The organism is Faecalibacterium sp. AF27-11BH (assembly GCF_003603005.1).
GTDB lineage: Bacteria > Bacillota > Clostridia > Oscillospirales > Ruminococcaceae > Faecalibacterium > Faecalibacterium taiwanense.
In genome coordinates, this window is record NZ_QVGS01000012.1 from 22,556 (window position 1) to 48,530 (window position 25,975).

Consider the following 25,975-nt stretch of genomic DNA (forward strand, 5'->3'; position numbering starts at 1 on the left):
TATCAATTGGCTGATGTTGGCCATATTATAGCCTGAATTTCAATAGAATGCAAGGCTTTTTACCGATAAATAAAAAATAGACAAAGAATGCCGAGAAGGTGAAAAAATTCACGACTTCTCGGCATTTTGTGAAAGATTTGTCAGAGACTTTGATGTTAAAATAAAGACAAACTAATTACTTCTGCACGCCCGCCTCGCACTGCTCAATAAACTGCTTTGCCACGCGGGGGCTGCGGCCGCCGGCGCGGATGGCAAAGGCTTCGGCTTTGACCAGCAGCTGATCCATCGGCATGTCGATGCCGTGCTGCTTTGCCAGTTCGGCCAGAATGGTCTCAAACCGGGCCTTCTCCGGCCGCTGGAAAGTGACCGTCAGGCCGAATCGGGCGGAAAGGCTCATCAGCTCCTGCCGGGTATCGGCTTCGTGGATGTCGTCGCCGGTGCGGTCGGTCAGTGTTTCTTTAATAAGGTGGCGGCGGTTGGAGGTGGCGTATACCGCAATGTTCTTGGCTCTGCCGCCCACGCTGCCCTCCAGAATGGCCTTCAGGGCGGCAAAGTTGTCGTCGTTGGCGGTAAAGCTCAGGTCGTCGATAAACAGGATGAATTTGAGCGGGTTCGCGGCCAGCTTGTCCATCAGATCCGGGATCTGGTAGAGCTGGTTCTTCTTCACTTCCACCAGCCGCAGGCCTTCAGGTGCAAACTCATTGGCAATGGCTTTCACCGCACTGGACTTGCCGGTGCCTGCATCGCCGTACAGCAGCACATTGTTGGCGGGCATCCCGGCCAGCAGGGCCTTTGTGTTGGCAATGACCTTTTCGCGCTCCTTCTCGTAGCCGGGCAGCTCGGAAAGGCGCTGGGGGTCCGGGTATTTCACCGGCACCAGATGGCCGCTCTCTACCGTGAACACATGGTGCTTGGCAAACATGCCGTAGCCCTTTTTTCCCACTTCGCTCATTCGCTGGGCGTAGGCGGCAGGCAGGTCGATGCCGGAGGTCTCCCACCGGGGCAGGAAAGCCAGCTCCTGCGCCTGCCCTGTGGCAGAACCGGCAGCGACCAGCAGTTCGTCCAGCGTCAGGCCGCACAGAGCCTGCAGAAAAGTCAGTTCACTGTCCAGCGCGGTCTGCAGTGCAGGGGCAAGGGTGCCCGATGCAGCCTGACGCACGCAGACGGTCTCGGCTTCCAGCACAGCGGCGCTGAGGTAGCTGCCCCAGTTGGTGGTGTGCTCGAACAGTGCGGCTTCAAATTGGGCCACAGCGTCGCACACCGGGCCATAGCCGGGCGCACCGGCTTCCATGCGGTCGGTCAGGTCCACAAGCTTTGCCACAACGGGGTCGTCCAGCAGGCTGCGGAAAACAACAAGCCCGTGCAGCCGGGCATTCCATTCTCTCAATTTCATATTCCTGTCCTCTAGTTGGTCTTAAATTAAACGCGCAGGCGCGCATATCAGAAGTATACAGCGCATTGTGCTATGGCGCAAGAGGTGTTCAATTAACTTCATGTTTGGGGTGATTCAGGTTACAAATTGTCGATTGACAAAAGGCCGATTTATAGTATAATTTACATCAACAAATGCGCAGATGGGAAAAAGTACCACACGATCCCCACTGTTCAGAGAGCTGCCGTCTGGTGCAAGGCAGTCAGTGCTTCGTGCGGAAAATCATCCCGGAGCAGCCTGCCCAACGGGTGCAAAACCCTTGTAAGCAGCGCCGGTTGCAGCCGTTACCGTGCAGGGCTTTGTTGGAAGCCCGTGAGAGGGTGTGCACAGCACGCCAACGAGAGTGGTACCGCAGAGAGCTTGATGATCACAAGGTCTTTGTCTCTTGATAACAGGGGACAAAGGCCTTTTCTTTTAAAAAGAAGCTCCCCGGGAACGTGTAAAAAGTGGAAAAAGGTTAGGAAAACAGGAGAAACTCACCATGCAGTTGAATGGTTCTCAGATTTTTGTGGAGGTCCTCTGCGAGCAGGGCGTGGACACCCTTTTTGGTTATCCCGGCGGCGCAGTGCTGAACCTTTACGATGAGCTGTACAAAAATTCGGACCGCATCACCCATGTGCTCACCGCCCACGAGCAGGGTGCGGCGCATGCGGCAGACGGCTATGCCCGCGCGACCGGCCGCACCGGCGTGGTGCTGGCTACCAGCGGCCCGGGTGCCACCAATCTGGTCACCGGCATTGCCACGGCCTATATGGACTCGGTGCCCATGGTAGCCTTTACCGGCAACGTGACCACGGACGGGATCGGGAGGGACAGCTTTCAGGAAGCCTACATTGAGGGCATCACAATGCCCATCACCAAGCACAATTTCACGGTGCGCCGGGTGGAAGAGCTGGCCGATACCATGCGCTCTGCCTTCCGTATTGCACAGAGCGGCCGCAAGGGCCCGGTGCTGGTGGATATCCCCAAGGACGTGACGGCGGCGGTATGCGAGTTCACCCCCAAAAAGCCGGAGCCCATCCGCACCGTGACCACCTTCAACGCGGAGCAGGTCAAGTGGGCAGCGGATCTTATCAATGCGGCCCAGCGCCCGCTGGTCTACTTTGGCGGCGGCGTGCGCAGCGCAGCTTCCTGCCAGCCCCTGCGCGACCTGCTGAAGAAGGCCGAGATCCCTGCGACTTATACCCTGATGGCCGCAGGCGTCGTGCCCTACGGCGACCCGATGAACATCGGGATGGTGGGCATGCACGGCTGCTACACCTCCAACCGCGCTGTGGCCGACTGCGATGTGCTCATTGCAGTGGGCACCCGCTTCTCGGACCGTGTGGCCCTGAACCCCAAGACCTTTGCAAAGAACGCCACCATCATCCAGATCGACATCGACCCTAGTGAGCTGGGCAAGAATGTGGAGGTCGATCTTTCCATCGTGGGCGATGCGGCCTATGTGCTGAACGCCATGCTGCCCCAGATCAAGGAGAAAAAGCATCCGGAGTGGATGGCCATGATCCACGAGTGGCAGGCACAGGATTACCACCCGGTGTCCGACCCCACCCGCCTGATGCCCCATCAGGTCATCGGAGAGGTGTGCAATCAGTGTGGCCCGGAGGCCGTGTATGTGACCGATGTGGGCCAGCACCAGATGTGGGCAGCGCAGTATCTGCGCCACGCCAAGAGCCGCGGCTTCATCACCAGCGGCGGTCTGGGTACCATGGGCTTTGGCTACGGTGCTGCCATCGGCGCACAGATGGCCCTTGGCCGGGATCAGCGGGTGGTCATGTTCACCGGTGACGGCTCCTTCCACATGAACCTGAACGAGGCCTGCACCGCTGTGAGCTACGAGCTGCCCATCATCACCGTGATCTTCAACAACTCGGTGCTGGGCATGGTGCGCCAGTGGCAGACCACCTTCTACGGCAGGCGCTACAGCCAGACCGACCCCCACCGCAAGACGGATTTCGTCAAGCTGGCAGACGGCTTTGGCCTGAAGGGCTACCGCTGCACCAACCTTCCGGAGTTTCAGGCTGCTTTTGCGGATGCGCTCAAGCAGAAGGGCCCCACATGGATCGAGTGCATCATCGATAAGGACGAAAAGGTGCTGCCCATGATCCCCGGCGGCGGCGACATCAACGATATCATCATGGAATAAGGAGGGCACAGCAATATGGAATCCAACAAGCGCAGGGTCATCAGCCTGCTGGTGGACAACCAGAGCGGTGTTCTGGCCCGTGTGTCCAACCTGTTCTGCCGCCGCGGCTTCAACATCGACAGCCTGACGGTCTCGGCCACCAACGACCCGGCAGTCAGCCGCATCACGGTCACCATCACCAGCGACGAAAAGGCACTCAGCCAGCTGATCCTGCAGACCGAACGGCTGGAAGTTACCCGTCAGGTGTTCGTGCTGGACGGCGAAAAATCTCTGGAACGGGAACTGCTGCTGCTGAAGGTAGCATCCGATGTGCACAACCGCAGCGAGCTGCGGGAGATCGCCAGTATCTACAAGGCCAAGATCATCGACCTTTCGCCGGACAGCATGGTGTTCGAGCTGATCGGCAAGCCGGATAAGATCGATGCCTTCCTGAAAATGTTTACAGATTACAAAATTTTGGAGCAGTGCCGCACCGGCGTTACCGCACTGGAGCGCGGCGGGATGCATCAGCATATGCAGAAGCCTCCGCAGGAGGTGCGCGAAGCACAGCTGCCTCTGCCGGGGACCCACTGCCCGGAACGGACCTGAGCTTTTCCGCTCCACAGTGAGCGAAAATATAAGATCGTTTACAATCAGCCACTGAATAAACACAAAACAAAAAGGAGAACAACTACCATGGCTATCAAGAAATACTACGATTCCGACTGCAACCTCGGCGTGCTGGACGGCAAGACCATCGCTGTCATCGGCTTCGGCAGCCAGGGCCACGCCCATTCCGAGAACCTGGCCGAGAGCGGCGTGAACGTCGTCGTCGGCCTGCGCAAGGGCTCTGCTCACTGGGAGAAGGCTTCTGAGTTCGCAGCAACTCACGAGAACTTCAAGGTCATGGAAGTGGAAGAAGCTGCCAAGGCCGGCGACGTTGTCATGATGCTGGTGCCCGACGAGCTGTGCGCCGACATCTATAACAAGCAGGTGGCTCCCTACATGACCGAGGGCAAGGCACTGGCCTTTGCACACGGCTTCAACATCCACTTCAAGACCATCACCGCTCCCAAGAATGTGGACGTTATCATGATCGCTCCCAAGGGCCCCGGCCACATCGTCCGCCGCCTGTACACCGAGGGTGAGGGCTGCCCCTCTCTGATCTGCGTGGAGCAGGACTACACCGGCAAGGCTAAGGATATTGCTCTGGCATACGCTTCCGGCATCGGCGCTGGCCGTGCAGGCATCCTGCAGACCACCTTCAAGGAGGAGACCGAGACCGACCTGTTCGGCGAGCAGGCAGTGCTGTGCGGCGGCGTTTCCGAGCTGATCCACGCCGGTTTCGATACGCTGGTGGAAGCTGGCTACGAGCCCGAGATGGCATACTTTGAGACCTGCCACGAGATGAAGCTGATCGTTGACCTGATCAACGAGGGCGGCTTCTCCAAGATGCGTTACTCCATCTCCAACACCGCTGAGTACGGCGACTACCGCACCGGCAAGCGCCTGATCACCGCCGAGACCCGCAAGGAGATGAAGAAGGTTCTGACCGAGATCCAGGACGGCACCTTCGCTTCCGAGTTCCTGACCGAGATGAGCCCCAACGGCGGCCGCAAGGTGCACTTCCTGGCAAAGCGCCGCATGGAAGCAGAGCTGCCCATCGAGAAGGTCGGCGCAGAGCTGCGCGGCATGATGAGCTGGCTGAAGAAGTAATCAACTCCCCCAGTCGCCTGCGGCGACAGCCCCCTCAAAGAGGGAGCCTTTTGCCTGATCGCAGCGTGAAGCCTCCCTCCGTGAGGGAGGTGGCATCGCGCAAGCGATGACGGAAGGAGTTCAGCCAAAACTTGTGATAAAATCAGGAAAGATTCCCTCCTTTGGGAGGGAGTCTTTTGCTATAAGAAAAAGAGGAATAAACAATGAGAAGCGACAATGTGACCAAGGGTTCGGAGCGCGCCCCGAACCGAAGCCTGTTCTACGCACTGGGCTACACCAAGGAAGAGCTGGAGCGCCCGCTGATCGGCGTGGTGAGCGCCTACAGCGAGATCGTGCCCGGCCATATGAATCTGGACAAGATCGCCGATGCCGTCAAGGCCGGCGTTGAGATGGCAGGCGGCACCCCCATCCTGATCCCCGCCATTGGCGTGTGCGACGGCATCGCCATGGGCCATGTGGGCATGAAGTACAGCCTTGCATCCCGTGAGCTGATCTGCGACAGTGTGGAGACCATGCTCATGGCCCACCAGCTGGACGGTCTGGTGCTGGTGCCCAACTGCGATAAGATCGTGCCCGGCATGGTGATGGCAGCGGTGCGCATGGATGTGCCCGCTGTGGTCTGCTCCGGCGGCCCCATGCTGGCCGGTACCTACGGCGGCGAAGAGGTCAGCCTTTCCAAGATGTTCGAGGCTGTGGGTGCCTACAAGGCCGGTATGATCACCGAGGATCAGCTGGAAGACTGCACCTGCAACTGCTGCCCCAGCTGCGGCAGCTGCTCCGGCATGTACACCGCCAACAGCATGAACTGCCTGTGCGAGGCCATCGGCATCGCACTGCCCGGCAACGGCACCATTCCTGCCGTCTACTCCAAGCGTCTGCAGCTGGCAAAGCACGCCGGTATGGCCATTATGGATATGGTCAAGAAGGGCATCACCGCACGCCAGATCATCAACGAGCGCTCCATCCGCAATGCTCTGACCTGCGATATGGCTCTGGGCTGCTCCACCAACACCGTGCTGCACCTGCTGGCCATCGCTTATGAGGCTGGTGTGCCCATCGACCTGAAGCTGTTCAATGAGATCAGCGCCAAGACCCCGAACCTGTGCCATTTGGCACCGGCCGGCCCCACCCACATGCCGGACCTGTACGCCGCAGGCGGCATCCCCGCCGTGCAGGTAGAGCTGGCCAAGAAGGGCCTGCTGGATCTGGATGTGCCCACCGTTACCGGCAAGACGCTGGGCGAGAACATCAAGGGCGCACACATCCTGAACGACAAGGCCATCCGTCCCATCGACAACCCCTACTCCCAGACCGGCGGTCTGCAGATCCTGTGGGGCAACATTGCACCGGACGGCTGTGTGGTCAAGCGCAGCGCCGTGGCCCCCGAGATGCAGCAGCATTCCGGCCCGGCCCGCGTGTTCAACAGCGAGGACGAGGCCATTGCTTCCATCTACGCGGGTAAGATCGTCCCGGGCGATGTGGTGGTCATCCGCTACGAAGGCCCCAAGGGCGGCCCCGGTATGCGTGAGATGCTGAACCCCACCTCCGCACTGGCCGGCATGAAGCTGGACAAGACCGTGGCCCTCATCACCGACGGCCGCTTCTCCGGCGCAAGCCGCGGCGCAGCCATCGGCCATGTCAGCCCGGAGGCTGCTTCCGGTGGTCCCATCGGCCTGATCGAGGAGGGAGATACCATCAACATTGATATCCCCAATGCCTCCATCACGCTGGAGGTCAGCGACGAAGTCCTGGCCCAGCGCAAGGCAAAGTATGTTGCACCCGAACCCAACATCAAGACAGGCTGGCTGAGCCGCTACGCACGCATGGTCACCAGTGCAAATCTGGGCGCTGTGCTGAAGTAATTTGATGATCTAAGCAAAAACAGAGGGACGACCCCGCGTCGTTCCTCTGTTTTTTTCCTGCAGGCCTATAGATAAAAAAGAAAGCGGCAAAGCAGACAGGCTTTGTCACTTCTCAGGCAAAAATTTATTCTCCGTGGCCGAACAGCACCGCACGGAAGGTTGCAAAGATGATCTTCCAGTCCACCAGGAAGCTGCGCTCCTTGACATACTTCACATCCAACGCCATCCACTCCTCAAAGCTCAGCTGGTTGCGGTGCGGGGCGATCTGCCAGTAGCAGGAAAGGCCCGGTGTCACGTACAGCCGCTGCCATTCATAGGGCGTGTACTGGGCCACCTCACGGGGCAGCGCCGGGCGCGGGCCCACAATGCTCATATCGCCCATGAGGATGTTCACCAGCTGAGGCAGCTCGTCGATGCTGGTCTTGCGGATGAAATGGCCCACCCGGGTGATGCGGGGATCGTCCTTCATCTTGAACACCGGGCCGTCCATCTCGTTGTCCTGCAGCAGATCGTTGAGCTTGCTCTCAGCGTTCGGGCACATGGAACGGAACTTGTACAGCCGGAACAGCTTGCCGTTGCGGCCCACCCGCAGCTAGCTGAACACCGGGCTTGCACCCGGGCTGTCGATCCAGACTGCAATGCAGGTGAGGAGCATCAGCGGGGAAAGTGCGATCAGCGCCAGCAGAGAAAAGAAGATATCCTGTGCACGGCGCACACACCAGTAGGCGCGGTGCTCGTGAAGATTCGTCTTACGATCGATCGTAATCGGCTTGCGGATGCCAAGCTCTGCGCCGGGTTCCTCCATCCAACCGGTCTGCAGCCAGTATTCCGCTTCTGGCGCAGTGGTTACAGTTGTCATACTTAGATTCACTCCATTGATCCTATAACATGAAAACAGGAGAGCCCCAAACTCTCCCACACAGTTATTGCACCTATTGCACAATAAAACTGCAAACTTCTGTACAATTTTACCATGTGTACAGGCGGATTGCAAGAGAGTTGAACCATTTTTTGTCTGGTATATCAGAAAAAACCGGATCACAGAGGTGGAAAACGATGAACAGACAGACCGGTGCGCCAGAGCCTTACCCGAACAGGCTCTTTGTGTTGTGCATATAGACCGACAGCACAAGCCCCACGCAGATATACAGCATCAGCACCGAGCTGCCGCCCGCAGAATAGAAGGGCAGGGTGACGCCGATGACCGGCAGCACCCGCAGGTTCATGCCCACATTCACTGCGATCTGCGCCATCAGAGCACCGCCGATGCCGGTGCAGATATAGCTGCCCAGCAGGTCCTCGCTGCGCGCACCGGTGGCAAAGGTCTTGATCACCAGTGCCAGCAGTGCCCCCAGCACGATGCACAGGCCCACAAAGCCAATGGCATTGCCCAGCCAGCTGAGAATAAAGTCGTTGTGGGCATTGGGCACGCTGTAGTACCGGCCGCTGAACAGGCCGTTGCCGAAGATGCCGCCGGAGCCGATGGCAATCTCGCCGCGCTGCTGCTGGTAGATGATGTTTTTCCAGGTGGCTTCGTTGGGTGCCCAGCCGGTGGAATTCTCCGGGTCGATAACGGCCAGAATGCGGTACCACTGGTAGCCCTTGCCGATCTTATCGCTGAAAAAGGCAAACGCCGCCGCCACGGCCACAGCTGCTGCCGAAATGGCACCGATGATATACTTCCAGCTCAGGCCCGCTGCAAACATCATGCAGCAGCCGATGATGGCGTAGATGATGGCGGTGCCGTCGTCGCCCTGAATGTGGATGATAAGGATGGGCACGGCCAGATGCAGCAGAAGCTTTACCAGCTCCTTTGGCTCGTTGATGCGACTGCGCACATTGTTCAGGTGCATGGCAAAGGTAAGGATAAAGCTGATCTTTGCCAGCTCCGTGGGCTGGAAGGTAAAGCCGCCCAGCTTGTACCAGGAATAGTTGTCGGTGTCACCGGCGTTGAAGCCGATGGTCAGCGGGCCGATGGCCACATTGCGGATGAACAGCGTGGGCAGCACCAGACCCCATGTCAGGGCTACATGCACCGGCCACACCTTGACAAGGCTGCGGTAGTCGATGCAGGAGAGCAGCAGCGCGATCACGATGCCAAGCCCGGCTGCTGCCGCCTGCACCAGCGCGCGGCGGTAATCGCCGATGCCGGTAATGGCACCAGTGATCTCGTCCGTGGCAAAGCCGTTGCCCTGCTTTGCGGCCCAGGAGGCAAGAGCCACCACCGCCATGGTGCTGCTGAAGATGCACAGCAGCAGATAGATCTTATCCGTTCGTTTAAAATATTGTCGAATGCTTTCCAAGAAAGCACCACCTTTCGTTCCCAGATGCACACCGGGTTTTGCCGCTGCAGCGGGCAATACCAACCCAGTTTATCCTATTATACACAGCCTGCACACCGTTTGCAATCCACCGGGTGTGACAGCTTTGCAAAATCCGCACGAATGCTTGACAAAGCAGACCGCACCATCTACAATGAAGGTGCAGCAGAAAGCTCCTTTGCAGAGCGCCTGCCGCGCAAAGAAAATGGCAGGAAGATGCCTGCTGGAAAAGGGCGGCGTGCCGCATTGGGCGGCAGATATGCCCGGAGGAAATGGGAATGGAACACGATATGCTCCGCCGTTTTGGGTGTGCACTGTGCGCTTTGGCTTTCGCGCTCACAGCGCTGCCCACAGCGGCTTTTGCACAGCAGCCGGAAGAACAGGCGGCTGTGCAGCAGAGCCTTTCGGCCACAGATGTGCGCGAGATGCAGCAGGCAGATGCTGCTGTGACCGCACTGACCGGAGGCAGCGACTATGCACAGATGACCGAGGACGAGCGCACAGATGCTGCTTTGCAGCAGCTGGATGCGCTGACCGCACAGGGCCTTGTGAAGCAGGGATCTGTCTACACCGATGCCGAAAACGGCATGATCAGCTTTACCTACAGCTGCGGCGCGCTGGGCGGCATCTTGCTTACCGACCCGGAGGAGGAGAACACCGCAGCCCTGCCGGAGCTGGACGAGAGCCAGCTGCAGGAGCTGGCAGAGAACAAGCGGGTGGGCACGGCGGCGATCTATTATGCGTTTGACAACACGATCAACAGCACCCGCTACCCGTATTATGCCTACATGCAGACCTATTGGGATTCGGTGGGCCTGCAGACGGATCTGGATACCACCGTTACCGTATCCGACCTGCTCAGGATGGGCCGTTACGACCTGTGCATCCTGAGCACCCACGGCGCGTACTACACCTATGAATACGGCTGGCTGTTCAAAAAGACCGCCACGGAACCGCTGATCCTGCTGACCGAGAGATCGGATTTCTGGAGCGATCTGCGCTATGGCTTTGACCTGCTGGCCCACCGCGTGGTCAAGGTGAACGGTATGTATGCCGTCAACGGCGATTTCTTCCGCAGTGCCTACCGCGGCAATGGCATCGTGCTCAGCGAGACCTGCGAGTTCTACGGCAAGAACGGCCATGTGGACACCTCTATGGCAGACGGCCTGCTGGCAGGCGGTGCCAAGGCGGTGATGGGCTATGTGAACAATGTCTACTCGGTGTATTCCCGCAGTATGCTGTGGGCCGCTGTGAACCGGATGATCGAGGGCGAAACGCTGGAACAGGCCGTGGACTATGCCAAGAGCATCTACGGCACCGATGATATCATCTGGTACAACGAGCAGGGCGGCAGACGGCCCCATGCGGCGGCATCCTATGCGATGCTCAGCGGAGACCGAAGCGCTGCACTGCCTAACCCCTACACGGCAGCGGATGTGGATGCGGCGGCGTAAGCAACACACGGCATTGCACTTTTGCACAAAGTATATTATACTAAAGGACGGCAGAGCATTCTGCCGTCCCTTTTGCTTTATAAAATGAGGTAAGCTTCATGTCAGAATATATCACCCACTCCCGCGCCGAGACGGTGGCGCTGGGTGCCCGTATGGCTGCAGTGCTGACACCGGGTTCGCTGGTTGCGTTCACCGGCGGGCTGGGCGCGGGCAAGACCGCCTTTACCGAGGGCCTTGCCGAGGGCCTTGGCTGCACCGACCCGGTGTCCAGCCCAACCTTTGCCATTGTGAACTACTACCGCGGCCCAAAGCCGCTGGCGCACTTTGACCTGTACCGTATTTCCACTGAGAACGACCTGTGTGCTGCAGGCTTTTACGATTATTTGGATCAGGGGGCCATTGTGGCAGCAGAGTGGAGCGAGAACTTTGCAGACCTGCTGGCACTGGAAAACCCCATCCGGGTGGATATCCAGCGCGTGGACGAAAATACCCGCAGGATCACCATTGAGGGGGTAACGCTATGAACATCTTAGCTGTGGATACAGCGGGCAAAACGGCTGGTGTGGCTCTTTTGCAGGATGACCGCCTGCTGTACGAGGTGTATCTGGACGCAGGCATGACCCACAGCGAAACGCTGATGCCCATGATCGACACCTGCCTGAAGATGTGCGGCATGACCTGTGCAGATATTGACTTGTACGGTGTCAACGCAGGCCCCGGCAGTTTTACCGGGCTGCGCATCGGTCTGGCGGCGGTCAAGGGTCTGGCCTTCCCGCGGGAAACGCTGTGCGCACCGGTCTCCACGCTGGAAGCACTGGCCGCAGCCCACACGGGCGAGGGCACCGTGCTGTGCGCACTGGATGCCCGCCGTGCGCAGGTATACAGTGCCGCGTTCGACCTTGCCACCCACAGCCGCCTGCTGGAAGACGATGCCCGGGCGGTGGCAGATCTGGCCGATTTTGTAGAAAATTGCAAAAAGCCCCTGTTTTTTGTTGGTGATGGCGCATCTCTGTGCTATAATAAATACGGCAGTGTACCGGGCGTGCTGCAGGCACCTGCGGCCCTGCGCGGCGGGCGTGCTGCTGCAGTGGCCCTTGTGGCAAAGCAGATGGCCGAAGCCGGAAAGGCTGTGCTGCCGGAGGCTGTGCTGCCGGACTACCACCGCCTGAGTCAGGCCGAGCGGGAGCGCGCAGAGCGCCTTGCAGCAGAAGCTGCAGCCAATGCCGCCCAAAACAAGGAGCAGGCATAAAACCCTGCGTGACTGAGAGAAAGGAACATTTCCATGGCAAAACCCATTGCACTGGCCGCTGACCACGGCGGATTTGAACTGAAAGAAGCTGTCAAGGCGCATCTGAAGGAGCTGGGGCTGGAATACATCGATTTTGGCACCCATAGCACCGACAGCGTGGATTACCCCGATATGGCCGTGCCCGCCTGCGATGCAGTTGTGAGCGGCGAGTGCAGCAAGGCACTGCTGTTCTGCGGCACCGGCGTGGGCATCAGCATGGCAGCAAACAAGATCAAGGGCATTCGTGCCTGCTGCTGCTCTGACAGCTTCAGCTGCGAGTATACCCGCCGCCACAACGACGCCAATGCTCTGTGCATGGGCGGCCGCGTGGTCGGCCCCGGCCTTGCCTGCCAGCTGGTGGATCTCTTCCTGAACACCGAGTTTGAAGGCGGCCGCCATCAGCGCCGCATCGACAAGCTGACCGCACTGGAGAACCGCTGATCATGGCGAAGCGTATGCGGAGCTGTTTTAAATCGTAATCTTGGACCCGATAGAGTTATCTATTTAAAATAAGGAGCGTGTTTTTATGACCCCGATGATCGTTGAGCATCCGCTGCTGCAGCACAAGCTGAGCATTCTGCGCAACAAGCAGACCGGCACCAAGGAGTTCCGTGACCTTGTTGGCGAGATCGCAACCCTGCTGTGCTACGAAGCGACCCGTGACCTGCCTCTGGAAGAGGTGGAGATCGAAACACCCATCACCATGGCAAAGACCAAGGTGCTGGCTGGCCGCAAGCTGGCTCTGGTGCCCATCCTGCGCGCAGGCATGGGTATGCTGGACGGTATGCTGACCCTGCTGCCCGCTGCAAAGGTGGGCTTCATCGGCCTGTACCGCGACGAGGAGACCCTGCAGCCTGTGGAGTACTTCTGCAAGCTGCCGCAGGATATTGCAGAGCGTGACGTTCTGGTTCTGGACCCGATGCTGGCTACCGGCGGCAGCGCCATTGATGCCATCACCCAGATCAAGAAGCATGGCGCAAAGCGCATCAAGTTCATCGGCCTGATCGCCGCTCCCGAAGGCATCAAGGCCCTGCACGAGGCACACCCTGATGTGGATATCTACCTCGGTGCAGAGGATGACCACCTGAACGAGAACGGCTATATCGTTCCCGGTCTGGGCGACGCAGGCGACCGCATCTACGGCACCAAGTAAATTTGATTGCACACATAACATAAAAGGAGCGGCTCCGCGCGGAGCCGCTCCTTTTGTGTTGTATGAAACCCTCTCAGTCAAAGCCTGATGGCTTTGCCAGCTCTCCCGAAAGGGAGAGCTTTTTGCATCTGACGGAAAGCACCGATAAAGCTCCCCCTTCGGGGGAGCTGTCACCGAAGGTGACTGAGAGGGTTCGTCTTTTTCAGATCTCGGCCAGAATGGCATCGCCCATGGCGGTGCAGCCAAGGCAGATGCAGCCCTCGCTCATGTTGTCGGCGGTGCGCAGGCCCTTGTCCAGCACCTTGTTCACGGCGGTCTCAATGGCATCGGCCTCCTCGGCCATACCGAAGGAGTAGCGCAGCATCATGGCGGCAGACAGAATGCAGGCGGTGGGGTTCACGATGTCTTTGCCCGCAATATCTGGGGCCGAGCCGTGGATGGGCTCATACAGGCCGCGGGTGCCGTCGCCCAGAGAGGAGGACGGGATCATGCCGATGGAGCCGGTGATCATGGAAGCCTCGTCCGACAGGATGTCGCCGAACATGTTCTCGGTAACGATCACGTCGAACTGGGCGGGGTTCTTGACGATCTGCATGGCGCAGTTGTCCACGAACATCTCGCTGTATTCCACATCCGGGTATTCGGCCTGCAGGCGGTGCATCACGCTTCTCCACAGGCGGCTGGTGTCCAAAACGTTTGCCTTGTCCACGCAGCACAGCTTTTTGCGGCGCTTGCGTGCGGTCTCGAAGCCGATGCGGCCGATGCGCTCGATCTCGTGCTCCGAGTAGGGCATGGAGTCGATGGCCTGCTTCTCACCGCTGGCGAGGGTGTGGGTCTCGTGATTGCCAAAGTATACGCCGCCGATCAGCTCACGCACGATGATGAAATCGATGCCCTGTGCCACGATCTCGGGCTTCAGGGGACTGGCAGGAGCCAGCTGCGGCCAGATCTTGGCCGGACGGTTGTTGGAGTACAGGCCCATGCCTGCACGCAGGCGCAGCAGGCCCTTCTCCGGGCGCTGCTCACCGGGCAGGCCCTCCCACTTGGGGCCGCCCACGGCACCCAGCAGGACGCTGTCCGCAGCAAGGCACTTGTCCAGCTCGTGCTGGGGCAGCGGGTCACCGTATTTGTCAATGGCTTCGCCGCCCATGGCAGCGTCGGTGTAGTGGAAGGTGTGGCCGTACTTTTCGGCCACCTTGTCAAGCACGCGGATGGTCTGCTTGACGATCTCCGGGCTGGAGCAGTCGCCCCAGATGACAGCAATGTTTTTTTCCATTGGGAAACTCCTTCTATCGGTTTGAACCCTCTCAGTCAATGCCTGCGGCATTGCCAGCTCCCCCGAAGGGGGAGCTTTTCAGGCGGGTAAGATATTGTTCGTTGTTTATCCTAGAAGAAAATACATTCGGGAAGATGGCAAAAAGTTCGCCCTTTGGGAGAGCTGGCGCGAAGCGCCTGAGAGGGTTACTGCTGCTTCGCCTTGATGGACTTCATCAGTCCACCGGCAGAGATGATCTCCTGGATGAACGGCGGGAAGGGCTCGGCGTGAAACACCTTGCCGTTGGTCTCGTCGGTAATGACACCGGTGTCAAAGTCTACGCTCACGGTGTCGCCCGCATTGATGGCATCCACAGCCTCCGGGCACTCCATGATGGGCAGACCGATGTTGATGCTGTTGCGGTAGAAGATGCGGGCAAAGCTCTTGGCAATGACCACCGAGATGCCGGCGGTCTTGATGCACAGCGGTGCGTGCTCACGGGAGGAGCCGCAGCCGAAGTTCCAGCCGCCCACCATGATGTCGCCGTCCTTCACCTTCTTGACGAAGTCCTTGTCGATGTCCTCCATGCAGTGGCTGGCCAGCTCTTTGGCATCCTGCGTGTTCAGGTGGCGGGCCGGGATGATGACATCGGTATCCACGTTGTCCGGGTATTTGAAAACAGAACCTTTTGCGTTCATTGTTGTGCTCCTTTCCGATCAGACCGTGCGGGGGTCGGTGATGCAGCCGGTCAGTGCGCTGGCGGCGGCGGTGGCGGGAGAAGCAAGGTAGACCTCGCTCTTCACATGGCCCATGCGGCCCACAAAGTTGCGGTTTGTGGTGGAAACGCAGCGCTCGCCCTCGGCCAGAATGCCCATGTAGCCGCCCAGACAGGGGCCGCAGGTGGGGGTGGACACGATGCAGCCTGCATCAATAAAGGCAGTGGTCCAGCCGCGCAGGATGCATTCCTTGTAAACGGCCATGGTGGCGGGGATGATGATGCCGCGCACGCCCTTGGCAATGTGCTTGCCCTTGAGCACGTTGTAGGCGGCTTCCATGTCCTCCAGACGGCCGTTGGTGCAGCTGCCGATCACAACCTGATCGATCTTGATGTCCTTGCCCTCGCTGGCAAGGTGGGTGTTCTCGGGCAGGTGGGGGTAGCTGACGGTGGGTTCCAGCTTGTCCAGATCGATCTCAATGGTCTTTTCGTACTCGGCATCCGGGTCGGCCTCAAAGAACACCGGCTCACGCTGGCTGCGGCCCTTGAGGTAGCTGCGGGTCACATCGTCCACAGGGAAGATGCCGTTCTTGGCACCGGCCTCGATGGCCATGTTGCAGATGCACAGGCGGTCGTCCATCGTCAGGCTGGCAACGCCCGGGCCGGTGAACTCCATGGATTTGTACAGCGCGCCGTCCACACCGATCATGCCGATGATGTGCAGGATCAGGTCCTTGCCGGAGACGCGGGGGCCGAACTTGCCCTTGAGCACGAACTTGATGGCAGAGGGCACCTTGAACCATGCCATGCCGGTGGCCATACCGGCGGCCATGTCGGTGGAGCCTACGCCGGTGGAGAAGGCACCCAGTGCACCATAGGTGCAGGTGTGGCTGTCCGCACCGATGACGCAGTCGCCTGCGGTCACGATGCCTTTTTCCGGCAGCAGGGCGTGCTCAATGCCCATCTGGCCCACATCGTAGAAGTTGAGGATATCGTATTTGTTGGCAAACTCGCGGCACTGCTTGGACTGGGTTGCGCTCTTGATGTCCTTGTTGGGCACAAAGTGGTCCAGCACGATGGCAATGTGTTCTTTGTCGAACACACCGTCAAAACCGGCCTTTTCAAACTCGTTGATGGCAACCGGGGTGGTGATATCGTTGCCCAGCACGATGTCCAGCTTTGCATTGATGAGCTGGCCTGCCTTGACCTCGGCAAGACCGGCATGTGCGGCAAGAATTTTCTGCGTCAGGGTCATTCCCATGATGGTACTCTCCTTTTATCTGTTGGTAGAACTCCTTCCGTCACGGCTTGCGCCGTGCCAGCTCCCTCAAGGAGGGAGCCTCTGGCGAAACGGGAAGCTTTTCCGCACTGCCAGGGGCCCCATCTCCGAGGGGGCTGTCTGCGAAGCAGACTGGGGGAGTTTCTTTATTTATTATTGATGGCGCTCACCAGTGCCTTGATGCCAGCCACGATGATATCGGTATCCGTACCGGCACCCCATGTGACGGTGTTATCGCCCCAGACAAGGCCGACGTAGGAGGCAGCGCGGGAGGTGGAGCCTTCGTCCAGACTGTGCTCGGAGTAGGTCTCGAGGTGGAACTCCATGCCGGTGGCGCTCTGGATGGCGTTTGCCACAGCGTCCAGACGGCCATTGCCCACCGAGGTGACCACCTTGCGCTGACCGTTCAGCTCCAGCGTGACGGTGGCGGTGATGCCGCCCACCTGTGCAAAGTGGGCTTCCAGAACGTTGAGCGGCTTGCAGCGGTTGAGGAAGGCATCCTCGAAGATGTGCAGCACCTCGTTTGCGCTCAGCTCCTTGTGGCTGTGGTCGGAAACGCTCTTGACCTTGTAGCCCAGAGCCTCGCGCATCTTGGGCGGCAGATTGTAGCCGAAGTTCTGTTCCAGCACAAAGCCGATGCCACCCTTGCCGCTCTGGCTGTTGATGCGGATAACATCGGCATCGTAGGTGCGGCCGATGTCGTGGGGGTCAACGGGGATGTAGGGGCAGGTCCAGCGGTGTTCGCCATGCTCCTTGCGGTAGGCCATGCCCTTTGCAATGGCATCCTGATGGCTGCCGGAGAAGGCGGCAAACACCAGCTGACCGGCGTAGGGGGTGCGCTCGTAAATGTGCATCCGGGTCACACGCTCATAGGTGGCGCAGATGTCCGGCATATCGGAGAAGTCCAGCTTGGGGTCCACGCCGTGGCTGTACATGTTCATGGCCAGCGTCACCGCGTCCACGTTGCCGGTGCGCTCGCCGTTGCCGAACAGGCAGCACTCCACCCGCTGTGCACCCGCCAGCACGGCCAGCTCTGCGCAGGCCACGCCGGTGCCGCGGTCGTTGTGGGGATGGGTGGAGATGATCACGCTGTCGCGGTATTTCAGGTGCTTGTCGCAGTACTCGATCTGGTTTGCGTAGACATGCGGCATGCTCATTTCCACGGTAACGGGCAGGTTGATGATCATGGGACGGTCCGGGGTGGGCTGCATGATGTCCAGCACGGCGTTGCACACATCCACGGCATAGTCCACCTCGGTGCCGGTAAAGCTCTCAGGGCTGTACTCGAACAGGAAGTTGCCCTCATACTCCTGACTGAGCTGCTTGACCAGCTTTGCGCCGTCGGTGGCGATCTGCTTGATCTCCTCCTTGCTCTTGTGGAACACCTGCTCGCGCTGGGCCACAGAGGTGGAATTATAGAAGTGGATCACCGCGCGGGGTGCGCCCTTGACGGCCTCGAAGGTCTTGCGGATGATGTGGTCGCGGCACTGGGTCAGCACCTGCACGGTGACATCCTCGGGGATCATGTTCTTCTCGATCAGGGTGCGCAGGAACTCGTACTCGGTGTCGCTGGCGGCAGGGAAGCCCACCTCGATCTCCTTGAAGCCGATCTTGACCAGCATCTGGAAGAACTCCAGCTTTTCCTCAAGGCTCATGGGCACGATCAGGGCCTGATTGCCGTCGCGCAGGTCCACACTGCACCATGCGGGGGCTTTTTCAATGTGATCCTTTTTTACCCAGCTGTCATAGCCTGCGGGTACCGGGTAGTAACCCGGAGCGTACTTGGTTGCGTCCATCATAATGTGCGTCCTCCCAAACGATTTACACTTCTTGCTCCATGCTCTTTGTGAGCGTCCTTGCCCTCTCAGTCTCACATTCGTTCGACAGCTCTCCCAAAGGGGGAGCCCTTGGCAAAACCGAAAACTTTGCCGTACTGCCAAGGCCTCTCACTTTGGGAGAGGTGGCACGGCGTAAGCCGTGACGGAGAGGGCAAGCCTGCTTCCAAAAGGCAGATATACGAAAAGGCTCTCGTCTTTCAAGGCGAAAACCTTGAGAGACGAGAGCCTGTAAAGTTCAAACTACAGGGCACCCGTGGTACCACTCTCTTTGCTGCGCCTTTGGGCACAGCCGCTTTGCACGATCGGCTTTTTGCGGCGAATCGCTGTCCTTGTAACGGTGGACATCCGTCAGAGCCTACTTGTGTGTTCAGCCCTGCCGCTCAGGGGCCAGTAACCGAAACCCTCTGCACCCGCCTTGCACCACCCGGCGGCTCTCTGTACGCAGAAGAAAATCGTTTTTTCCCCGTCAACGCATTTGTGCTTTTTTCAAAGTGGACTAAGTTTAGCATGATTCGCGGGCAGTGTCAAGCAATCTGACTCATTCTCAAAATGAAACAATTTCACAAAATAAGGGGCAGAATTTCCCAAAATTGTGCACGAGGCGTTAATGTTAACAATTTGCTAAGTTTTTGGAAAGTTCTGCTCGAATTGCTGTTGCGCCCGGTTTTACTGTGCTATACTACTTGCATCAGGAACCAAAGGAGGAATTGCCACATGAAAGAAGTCAAACCTTCCAAAAAGCCGCTGGCGATCTACTACGCCATCGTGCTGGCGGTCCTGCTGCTGCTCAACCTTGTGCTGCTGCCGTGGATGAGCGAGCGTCAGGTGGAGGAAGTGGACTACGGTACCTTTATGACCATGACCGAGGAAAAGAACATCGGCCGTGTGGATATCGAATCCAATCAGATCATTTTTACCGATAAAGAGGAAAAGCAGGTCTACAAGACCGGCCTGATGAACGACCCGGAGCTTACCCAGCGCCTGTATGATGCCGGAGCACAGTTTTCCAGCGAGATCGTGGAGCAGGGGTCGCCGATGCTCAATTTCCTGATCTGGTTCCTGCTGCCCATCCTGTTGTTCAGCTTCATCGGCAACCAGATGAACAAAAAGCTGATGGAAAAGGCCGGCGGCGGCCCGGGATCCATGATGTTCGGCGGCGTGGGCAAGTCCAACGTCAAGGTCTATGTGCAGTCCACCCACGGCATCCGCTTTGCGGATGTGGCCGGTGAGGATGAAGCAAAGGAAAACCTGCAGGAGATCGTGGATTACCTGCACGACCCCGGCAAGTACGAGAGCATTGGCGCATCCATGCCCAAGGGCATCCTGCTGGTGGGCCCGCCGGGCACCGGCAAGACCATGCTGGCCAAGGCCGTGGCAGGCGAATCCAACGTGCCGTTCTTCTCCATTTCCGGCTCTGAATTCGTGGAGATGTTCGTGGGCATGGGCGCGTCCAAGGTGCGCGACCTGTTCCGGCAGGCCAAGGAAAAGGCCCCCTGCATCGTGTTCATCGATGAGATCGATGCCATCGGTCAGAAGCGCAACAGCGGCAATCTCGGCGGCAACGACGAGCGTGAGCAGACTTTGAACCAGCTGCTCACCGAGATGGACGGCTTTGAGGGCAACACCGGCGTCATCATTCTGGCGGCTACCAACCGCCCGGATTCGTTGGACCCGGCGCTGACCCGTCCCGGACGCTTTGACCGCCGTGTTCCGGTGGAGCTGCCCGACCTCAAGGGCCGCGAAGAGATTTTGAAAGTGCACGCCAAAAAGGTGGCGCTGGCCCCGGGCATCGACTTCAACACCGTGGCCCGCATGGCTTCCGGTGCATCCGGTGCGGAACTTGCCAACATCGTCAACGAAGCAGCCCTGCGCGCCGTGCGTGCAGGCCGCAAGAGCGTGACCCAGGCCGATCTGGAGGAGAGCATCGAGGTGGTCATTGCAGGCTACCAGAAGAAGAACTCCATCCTTACCGACAAGGAAAAGTGCATCGTGGCCTACCACGAGATCGGCCATGCACTGGTGGCGGCCAAGCAATCCAACTCTGCCCCTGTGCAGAAGATCACCATTATCCCCCGCACCTCCGGCGCACTGGGCTACACCATGCAGGTGGACGAGGGCAACCACTACCTGATGAGCAAGGAAGAGCTGGAAAACAAGATCGCCACCCTTACCGGCGGACGCGCCGCCGAGGAAGTGGTGTTCCGATCCATCACCACCGGTGCCTCCAACGATATTGAGCAGGCCACCAAGCTTGCCCGCGCCATGCTTACCCGCTACGGCATGAGCAAGGAATTTGACATGGTGGCGCTGGAGACCGTGAACAACCAGTATCTGGGCGGCGACACCTCGCTGGCCTGCTCGGCCCAGACCCAGCGCGAAATCGACCAGAAGGTGGTGGAGCTGGTCAAGGCCCAGCACGAAAAGGCTGTCCGCATCCTGACCGACAACCGCGCCAAGCTGGACGAGCTGGCACAGTATCTGTACCAGAAGGAGACCATCACCGGCGAGGAGTTCATGGAGATCCTGAACCGGGAACCGGCACAGGCCCAGTGACCCCGGCGGCAGAGCTGCCAAAAATTTTTTTTAGCCTGCTGCAATAATCCCGCCGCCGCATCCGTTTATAAGACAGATGCGGCGGTTTTGTATTACACCGCATGGCAGACCATGGTTTTCCACAAAACAAAAATGTGCGGTGTAAAACCGCCGTCAACGGAGGTATTCCAAATGAAACTGAACCATAAATTTGTCCGTACCGTCACCACCACCGCTGCAGTGCTGGGTGCTGCCGCCATGCTGAGCGTGGGCGCATTTGCCGCAGAGGCAGACATCAACGACCCTGCTGCCGCAGGCTATCTGCCCCCGCAGGAGCAGATGGTGCAGGGGGATATCGCCCTGCACAGCGCCGATGTGGCGATCGGCGAAAAGGACCCCACCTACGGCGGCTACGGCGCACCGGAGGGAAACCCCATTCAGGGCAATATCATGCTGATCTCCGGCGATGAGCTGGCTGCCCCGTCCGCAGATGCAGCGGCAAAAAAGAGCGAGGCCCGCTACACCGTCAAGGGCCTGTTCGGCAGAGAAGTGCTGTACACTGCCCGCCAGAAGGACAGCGTGCTGACGCTGGATGTGCCCGCTGGTTCTGCTACCTTCCGCACCACCGTGCAGGACATGCAGACCCTGCTGAACGAGGGTGTGAGCACGCTGGTGGTCCAGACCGAGAAGGGCTCCACCACCCTGAACCTGTCTCTGCTGGTGGAGGGTCAGAAGGGCACCGACCGCGTGGTGCTGCGCCGACTGGGCGAAAACACCTTCCTCACCGTGGGCCTGCGCTGCCGCCGCGATTTGATCGTGGGGCGCTGACCGCTGAGATCAAATGATGAAAGGGCTGCTGCACGCAGGGATGTGCAGCGGCCCTTTTTGCGCTTTTCTGTTAAGTTTTTGAAAATTTGCGCAGATGTCTTTGCAAAGTCTGCCGGGAGATGTTATAGTTAAATTGAAACAGTATGCATTCCCGATAGAAAGGAAAAAACGCCATGGAGCATTTTGTGGAGTTTGAGGACGTTTGCAAATACTATCAGACCGGCAGTGTGAAGATCGCCGCCGCAGACCACCTGAATTTCTATGTGGATAAGGGGGAGTTCTGCATCATCGTGGGGCCCTCCGGCGCAGGCAAGACCACCCTGCTGAATATCCTTGGCGGCATGGACAGCTGCGACGAGGGCAACGTCTGGCTGGACGGCCAGAACGTGAGCCACTTTACCGCCAGAGAGCTCACCACCTACCGCCGGTACGATGTGGGCTTTGTGTTCCAGTTCTACAACCTTGTGCAGAACCTGACCGCACTGGAGAATGTGGAGCTGGCCAGCGAGATCTGCCGCGACCCGCTGGACCCCAAAGAGACCCTGCGCAGTGTGGGTCTGGGAGAGCGGCTGAACAACTTCCCGGCCCAGCTTTCCGGCGGCGAGCAGCAGCGGGTGTCCATTGCCCGCGCACTGGCCAAAAACCCCAAGCTTCTGCTCTGCGACGAGCCCACCGGTGCACTGGACTACAAGACCGGCAAGCAGGTGCTGGCCCTTTTGCAGGATACCTGCCGCCGCACCGGCCGCACGGTGATCGTTATTACCCACAACACCGCCCTGACGGCGATGGCAGACCGCATCATTCAGGTGCGCAGCGGCAAGATCGTCTCCAATCAGGTCAACGAGCACCCTGTGCCGGTGCAGGAGATTGAGTGGTGAGAGCTGTGCTGAAAAGTTATCGTAAAAACATCCTGCGGGAAATGAAGGACAACCTGAGCCGCATGGTCTCGCTGTTCGGCATCGTAGCGCTGGGCGTGATGATGCTGACCGGCCTGATGAGTTTTGCGCCCAGCATGCGCATCGCCGGGCAGAAATACTACGTGCAGCAGAACGTGTTCGACCTGCGGGTGCTGTCCACGCTGGGCCTTTCGGAGGAGGACATTGCCGCCATTGCCGCCGTGGACGGCGTGGAGGCTGTGCAGCCGGTGAAATATCAGGACATGGAGGCCCAGTGGCAGGGCCAGAGCGAGACGGCGGTGGTGCGCCTGCAGCAGCTGCCCGCCGACCCCGGGGCCGACACGGCAGAAAATATGAACCGTCTGGTGCTGCTGTCGGGCCGGATGCCTGAGGCCCCGGATGAGTGCGTGGTGCATGTGATGGGCTACGGCGACCCGGTGGAACCGGGTACTGTGCTCACCCTGCCGGAGGACACCGAACATGTGAGCCGGAAGCAGTTCACGGTAGTGGGCACCGTGCAGGACCCGCAGCATTTTTCCACGGACAAGGAGAGCAGCACCGCCGGTGACGGCCAGCTGGATGATATTGTGTTCCTGCCGGAGGGCAGCCTGACCATGGATTATTATACGGCGTGCTATCTCAAAGTAAAAAATGCCGGCCTGTATGATAATTACTCGGACGCGTATCAGGCAGCAGTGGATGACACAGCCGCAAGGGTAAAGGCCATCAGCGGCGCACAGTGCACGGCCCGGCGGGCGGAGCTGATCGAGGATGCCAGTGCAGAGCTGGCCGATGCCCGGGCCGAGTACAACGACAAAAAAGCCGAAGCAGACCGTCAGTTTGCGGAGGCAGAACAGCAGCTGGCCGATGCACAGGCACAGCTGGACAGCGCCAAAGCCCAGCTGGACGCGGGCGAAGCGGAGCTTGCCGCCAACAAAAAGGCCCTGCCGGACACCATGCAGGGCGGTGCGGACGAGCTGGTGAGCGGCGAGGAACAACTGCTGGAATTTGAGGATCAGCTGCAGCAGATCGAGATGCTGGTGAACCTGAAAAAGGTGGCCGACCCGCTGCTGGGCTATGCAGAAACGGCTCTGCACAACGCGCAGAAGGCGCTGGACGAGGCCGAGCCCGCCGACGAGGAATACACCGACCTGCGGGATGCCCTGCAGAAGGCGCAGGATGCTTACGACAACATCAGCGGCCAGCTGAACGGCTATCAGGCCCAGCTGGACGAGGGCAAGCGCCAGATGTATGCACAGGGGCTGATCTCTTCGCCCAGCCTTTCCAACGAGCAGCTGGTGACTGAGGCAAAGGCAGCACTGCGCCAGATGAAGGTAAAGCTTCTGCAGGGGCAGCTGCAGCTCACCACCGGCACGGCCACAGCCTACACCCAGTTTGATGCGGCTCGCACCCGGCTGGACGAAGGCTGGCAGCAGTACAACGACGGCGTGCAGCAGCTGGCCGATTCCCGCGCGGAGTACGAGAGCCGGAAGGCCGATGCCGAACAGCAGCTGGCCGACGGCCTTGCCCAGCTGAACGATGCCGAGGAGCAGGTGAGCCAGATCAAGAGCGGCGAGTGGTATGTGCTGGACCGCAGCTCCACCGTGAGCTTTGTCACCTTTGAGCAGTATGCCGACCGCATGGATGCCATTGCACGGGTGTTCCCGGTGTTCTTCTTCCTGGTGGCGGCGCTGGTGGCCACTACTACTATGACCCGCATGGTGGACGAGAACCGCCTGCAGTTGGGCACTCTGAAAGCGTTGGGCTACTCCAACGCAAAGATCGCAGGCAAGTATCTGTTCTATGCCCTCAGCGCCAGTGTGCTGGGCAGCATCGTGGGCATGGTCATCGGTTTTGTGGTGTTCCCGCTCATCATCTGGTATGCTTACCAGATGATCTTCAGCATGTCCACCTTTACGCTGCACTTTTACCCCGGCATGGCGGCAGCCAGCGTAGCCATCAGCGCGGCCGTCATCGGTTTTGCTACATGGAACGCCTGCCGTGCCAGCCTGAAGGAAAAGACTGCAGCTTTGCTGCTGCCCCGGGCCCCGGTGGCAGGCAAGCGCATCTTTTTGGAGTACATCACCCCGCTGTGGCAGCACATGAGCTTCTCCCAAAAGACCACTGCCCGCAACCTGTTCCGCTACAAAAAGCGCTTCTTCATGACAGTGCTGGGCGTGGCGGGCTGCACGGCGCTGCTGCTGATCGGCTTTGGCATTCAGGATTCCATCCTGCCCATCGTGGACAAGCAGTCCGGGCAGCTGACCCACAACGATCTCACCATCTCGCTCAGCGATGAAAAGGCGCTGACCATGGAGCAGGGCCTTGCCGACACGCTGGACAGCAGCAGTGCGGTCCGCAGCTGGGGCGCGTTCTACACAAAGTCCACCACCCTTTATAATGAAGAGGGCGGGAGCGCCGACGTCAGCATCGTAGGCGCGGAGGACGATGCCCGGATGACCGAATACTTCACCTTCCGCACTCGGGTGGGCCACGACCCCATTCCCTTTGAAGAGGACAGCGTGATCCTGACCGAAAAAACGGCCCTGAATCTGGAGCTGAGCGTGGGCGATACGTTCTATGTGGAGGCTGCAGACGGGAGCCGCGTGCCGCTGACCCTGACCGGCATTACCGAGAACTACATGTTCACCCGGCTGTATCTCTCCAATGCGCAGCTGCAGGCCCTGCTGGGCAGCACGCCGGAGTGGAATACTGTGTACGGCCTGACCGGCTGTACCACCGAGGCGGAGTACAACGCCCTGCGCACAAAGCTGCTGGACTGCAACTATGTGAGCAGCGTCAGCTTCACCGAGGACACCACCTCCATGTTCGGCAGCCTGATCGGCAGCCTGAACTACGTGGTGGTGCTGATCATCGTGTGCGCGGCGGCGCTGGCGGCGGTGGTGCTGTACAACCTGATCAGCGTCAACCTTGCCGAGCGCAAAAAGGAGCTTGCCACTATCAAGGTTCTGGGCTTCTATGACAAAGAAGTGTACCGCTACATCTTCCGCGAGATCGAGCTTTTGTCCCTCATCGGCTCCGGCGTGGGCCTGCTGCTGGGCGTGCCGCTGCACCGGTTCATCGTCCTGACCGTGGAAATGGATCAGCTGATGTTTATTCGCACCATTGCACCCCACAGTTATCTGCTGGCAGTGGCATTGACGATGCTGTTCACCTTTGTGGTGTGCTTTGCCATGCGGCGGCATGTGCGGCATATCAGCATGGTGGAAAGCATGAAAGCGCCGGAGTGAGTTTACAAAATCTTCATAAAAAGAACATGG

19 protein-coding genes, 1 pseudogene and 2 other annotated features are annotated in these 25,975 nt (G+C 59.2%); of the genes and pseudogenes, 13 read left to right on the top strand and 7 right to left on the bottom strand.

The window, feature by feature from the left end:
* Positions 1–175: 175 nt before the first annotated feature.
* The gene (locus DWY76_RS11070; protein WP_120081360.1) at positions 176–1,393 is read right to left on the bottom strand and encodes an ATP-binding protein; all 1,218 of its coding nucleotides are present in this window, start codon (positions 1,391–1,393) and stop codon (positions 176–178) included.
* A 169-nt stretch (positions 1,394–1,562) separates the two neighbouring features.
* Positions 1,563–1,821, top strand: a binding site (T-box leader).
* Positions 1,822–1,913: 92 nt separating this feature from the next.
* On the opposite strand from DWY76_RS11070, the gene ilvB reads away from it, so the two are divergent.
* The 4 genes from ilvB to ilvD all read left to right on the top strand — a co-directional run bounded on the left by ilvB (position 1,914) and on the right by ilvD (position 7,135).
* On the top strand, positions 1,914–3,578 hold the full coding sequence (gene ilvB, locus DWY76_RS11075; protein WP_097780944.1) for a biosynthetic-type acetolactate synthase large subunit: 1,665 nt from the start codon (positions 1,914–1,916) through the stop codon (positions 3,576–3,578).
* A gap of 15 nt (positions 3,579–3,593) precedes the next feature.
* Positions 3,594–4,166 carry an acetolactate synthase small subunit gene (gene ilvN / locus DWY76_RS11080; RefSeq protein ID WP_097780943.1) on the top strand — a complete coding sequence of 191 codons (573 nt, stop codon included), beginning with the start codon at positions 3,594–3,596 and terminating at the stop codon, positions 4,164–4,166.
* Between the two features lie 87 nt (positions 4,167–4,253).
* Positions 4,254–5,273: a ketol-acid reductoisomerase gene (ilvC, locus tag DWY76_RS11085; protein ID WP_120081361.1), complete on the top strand. Its 1,020-nt coding sequence runs from the start codon at positions 4,254–4,256 to the stop codon at positions 5,271–5,273.
* Between the two features lie 203 nt (positions 5,274–5,476).
* Entirely contained in the window at positions 5,477–7,135 is a 1,659-nt protein-coding gene (ilvD, locus tag DWY76_RS11090; RefSeq protein WP_120081362.1) for a dihydroxy-acid dehydratase, read from the top strand.
* Positions 7,136–7,259: 124 nt separating this feature from the next.
* Here ilvD and DWY76_RS11095 read toward each other — a convergent pair.
* A pseudogene (locus DWY76_RS11095) lies at positions 7,260–7,940 on the bottom strand (sugar transferase).
* A gap of 280 nt (positions 7,941–8,220) precedes the next feature.
* Positions 8,221–9,438: an FtsW/RodA/SpoVE family cell cycle protein gene (locus DWY76_RS11100; RefSeq protein WP_242702995.1), complete on the bottom strand. Its 1,218-nt coding sequence runs from the start codon at positions 9,436–9,438 to the stop codon at positions 8,221–8,223.
* 296 nt (positions 9,439–9,734) lie between these two features.
* On the opposite strand from DWY76_RS11100, the gene DWY76_RS11105 reads away from it, so the two are divergent.
* The 5 genes from DWY76_RS11105 (at position 9,735) to upp (ending at position 13,351) form a co-directional block, all read left to right on the top strand.
* Complete coding sequence (locus DWY76_RS11105; RefSeq protein WP_120081363.1) at positions 9,735–10,910, top strand: hypothetical protein; 1,176 nt, start codon at positions 9,735–9,737, stop codon at positions 10,908–10,910.
* A gap of 98 nt (positions 10,911–11,008) precedes the next feature.
* Positions 11,009–11,434 (top strand): tRNA (adenosine(37)-N6)-threonylcarbamoyltransferase complex ATPase subunit type 1 TsaE, encoded by a 426-nt coding sequence (gene tsaE / locus DWY76_RS11110; RefSeq protein WP_120081364.1) that lies wholly within the window; start codon positions 11,009–11,011, stop codon positions 11,432–11,434.
* Entirely contained in the window at positions 11,431–12,159 is a 729-nt protein-coding gene (gene tsaB / locus DWY76_RS11115) for a tRNA (adenosine(37)-N6)-threonylcarbamoyltransferase complex dimerization subunit type 1 TsaB (protein WP_120081365.1), read from the top strand. Before tsaE ends, tsaB begins: the two co-directional genes overlap by 4 nt.
* A 33-nt stretch (positions 12,160–12,192) precedes the next feature.
* Positions 12,193–12,639 carry a ribose 5-phosphate isomerase B gene (rpiB, locus tag DWY76_RS11120; protein WP_005942243.1) on the top strand — a complete coding sequence of 149 codons (447 nt, stop codon included), beginning with the start codon at positions 12,193–12,195 and terminating at the stop codon, positions 12,637–12,639.
* Between the two features lie 85 nt (positions 12,640–12,724).
* Positions 12,725–13,351: a uracil phosphoribosyltransferase gene (gene upp, locus DWY76_RS11125; RefSeq protein WP_097774028.1), complete on the top strand. Its 627-nt coding sequence runs from the start codon at positions 12,725–12,727 to the stop codon at positions 13,349–13,351.
* Between the two features lie 202 nt (positions 13,352–13,553).
* Here the strand turns inward: upp and leuB are convergent, their stop codons facing one another.
* The 4 genes from leuB to DWY76_RS11145 form a co-directional block, all read right to left on the bottom strand.
* The gene (gene leuB, locus DWY76_RS11130) at positions 13,554–14,627 is read right to left on the bottom strand and encodes a 3-isopropylmalate dehydrogenase (protein ID WP_120081366.1); all 1,074 of its coding nucleotides are present in this window, start codon (positions 14,625–14,627) and stop codon (positions 13,554–13,556) included.
* Positions 14,628–14,812: 185 nt separating this feature from the next.
* Positions 14,813–15,304, bottom strand: coding sequence for a 3-isopropylmalate dehydratase small subunit (gene leuD, locus DWY76_RS11135; RefSeq protein ID WP_005942253.1), 492 nt, complete (start codon positions 15,302–15,304; stop codon positions 14,813–14,815).
* Positions 15,305–15,322: 18 nt separating this feature from the next.
* On the bottom strand, positions 15,323–16,582 hold the full coding sequence (gene leuC, locus DWY76_RS11140) for a 3-isopropylmalate dehydratase large subunit (RefSeq protein ID WP_005942255.1): 1,260 nt from the start codon (positions 16,580–16,582) through the stop codon (positions 15,323–15,325).
* A gap of 164 nt (positions 16,583–16,746) precedes the next feature.
* A complete protein-coding gene (locus DWY76_RS11145) occupies positions 16,747–18,399 on the bottom strand; it encodes a 2-isopropylmalate synthase (RefSeq protein WP_120081367.1) in 1,653 nt (550 codons plus the stop codon).
* A 250-nt stretch (positions 18,400–18,649) separates the two neighbouring features.
* Positions 18,650–18,917, bottom strand: a binding site (T-box leader).
* 235 nt (positions 18,918–19,152) lie between these two features.
* On the opposite strand from DWY76_RS11145, the gene ftsH reads away from it, so the two are divergent.
* The 4 genes from ftsH (at position 19,153) to DWY76_RS11165 (ending at position 25,945) form a co-directional block, all read left to right on the top strand.
* Positions 19,153–20,991 (top strand): ATP-dependent zinc metalloprotease FtsH, encoded by a 1,839-nt coding sequence (gene ftsH / locus DWY76_RS11150; RefSeq protein ID WP_097780940.1) that lies wholly within the window; start codon positions 19,153–19,155, stop codon positions 20,989–20,991.
* A 171-nt stretch (positions 20,992–21,162) separates the two neighbouring features.
* On the top strand, positions 21,163–21,798 hold the full coding sequence (locus DWY76_RS11155; RefSeq protein WP_044953740.1) for a hypothetical protein: 636 nt from the start codon (positions 21,163–21,165) through the stop codon (positions 21,796–21,798).
* Between the two features lie 173 nt (positions 21,799–21,971).
* Entirely contained in the window at positions 21,972–22,676 is a 705-nt protein-coding gene (locus tag DWY76_RS11160) for an ABC transporter ATP-binding protein (RefSeq protein ID WP_005942271.1), read from the top strand.
* Between the two features lie 5 nt (positions 22,677–22,681).
* The gene (locus DWY76_RS11165) at positions 22,682–25,945 is read left to right on the top strand and encodes an ABC transporter permease (protein WP_243112019.1); all 3,264 of its coding nucleotides are present in this window, start codon (positions 22,682–22,684) and stop codon (positions 25,943–25,945) included.
* Positions 25,946–25,975: the final 30 nt, after the last annotated feature.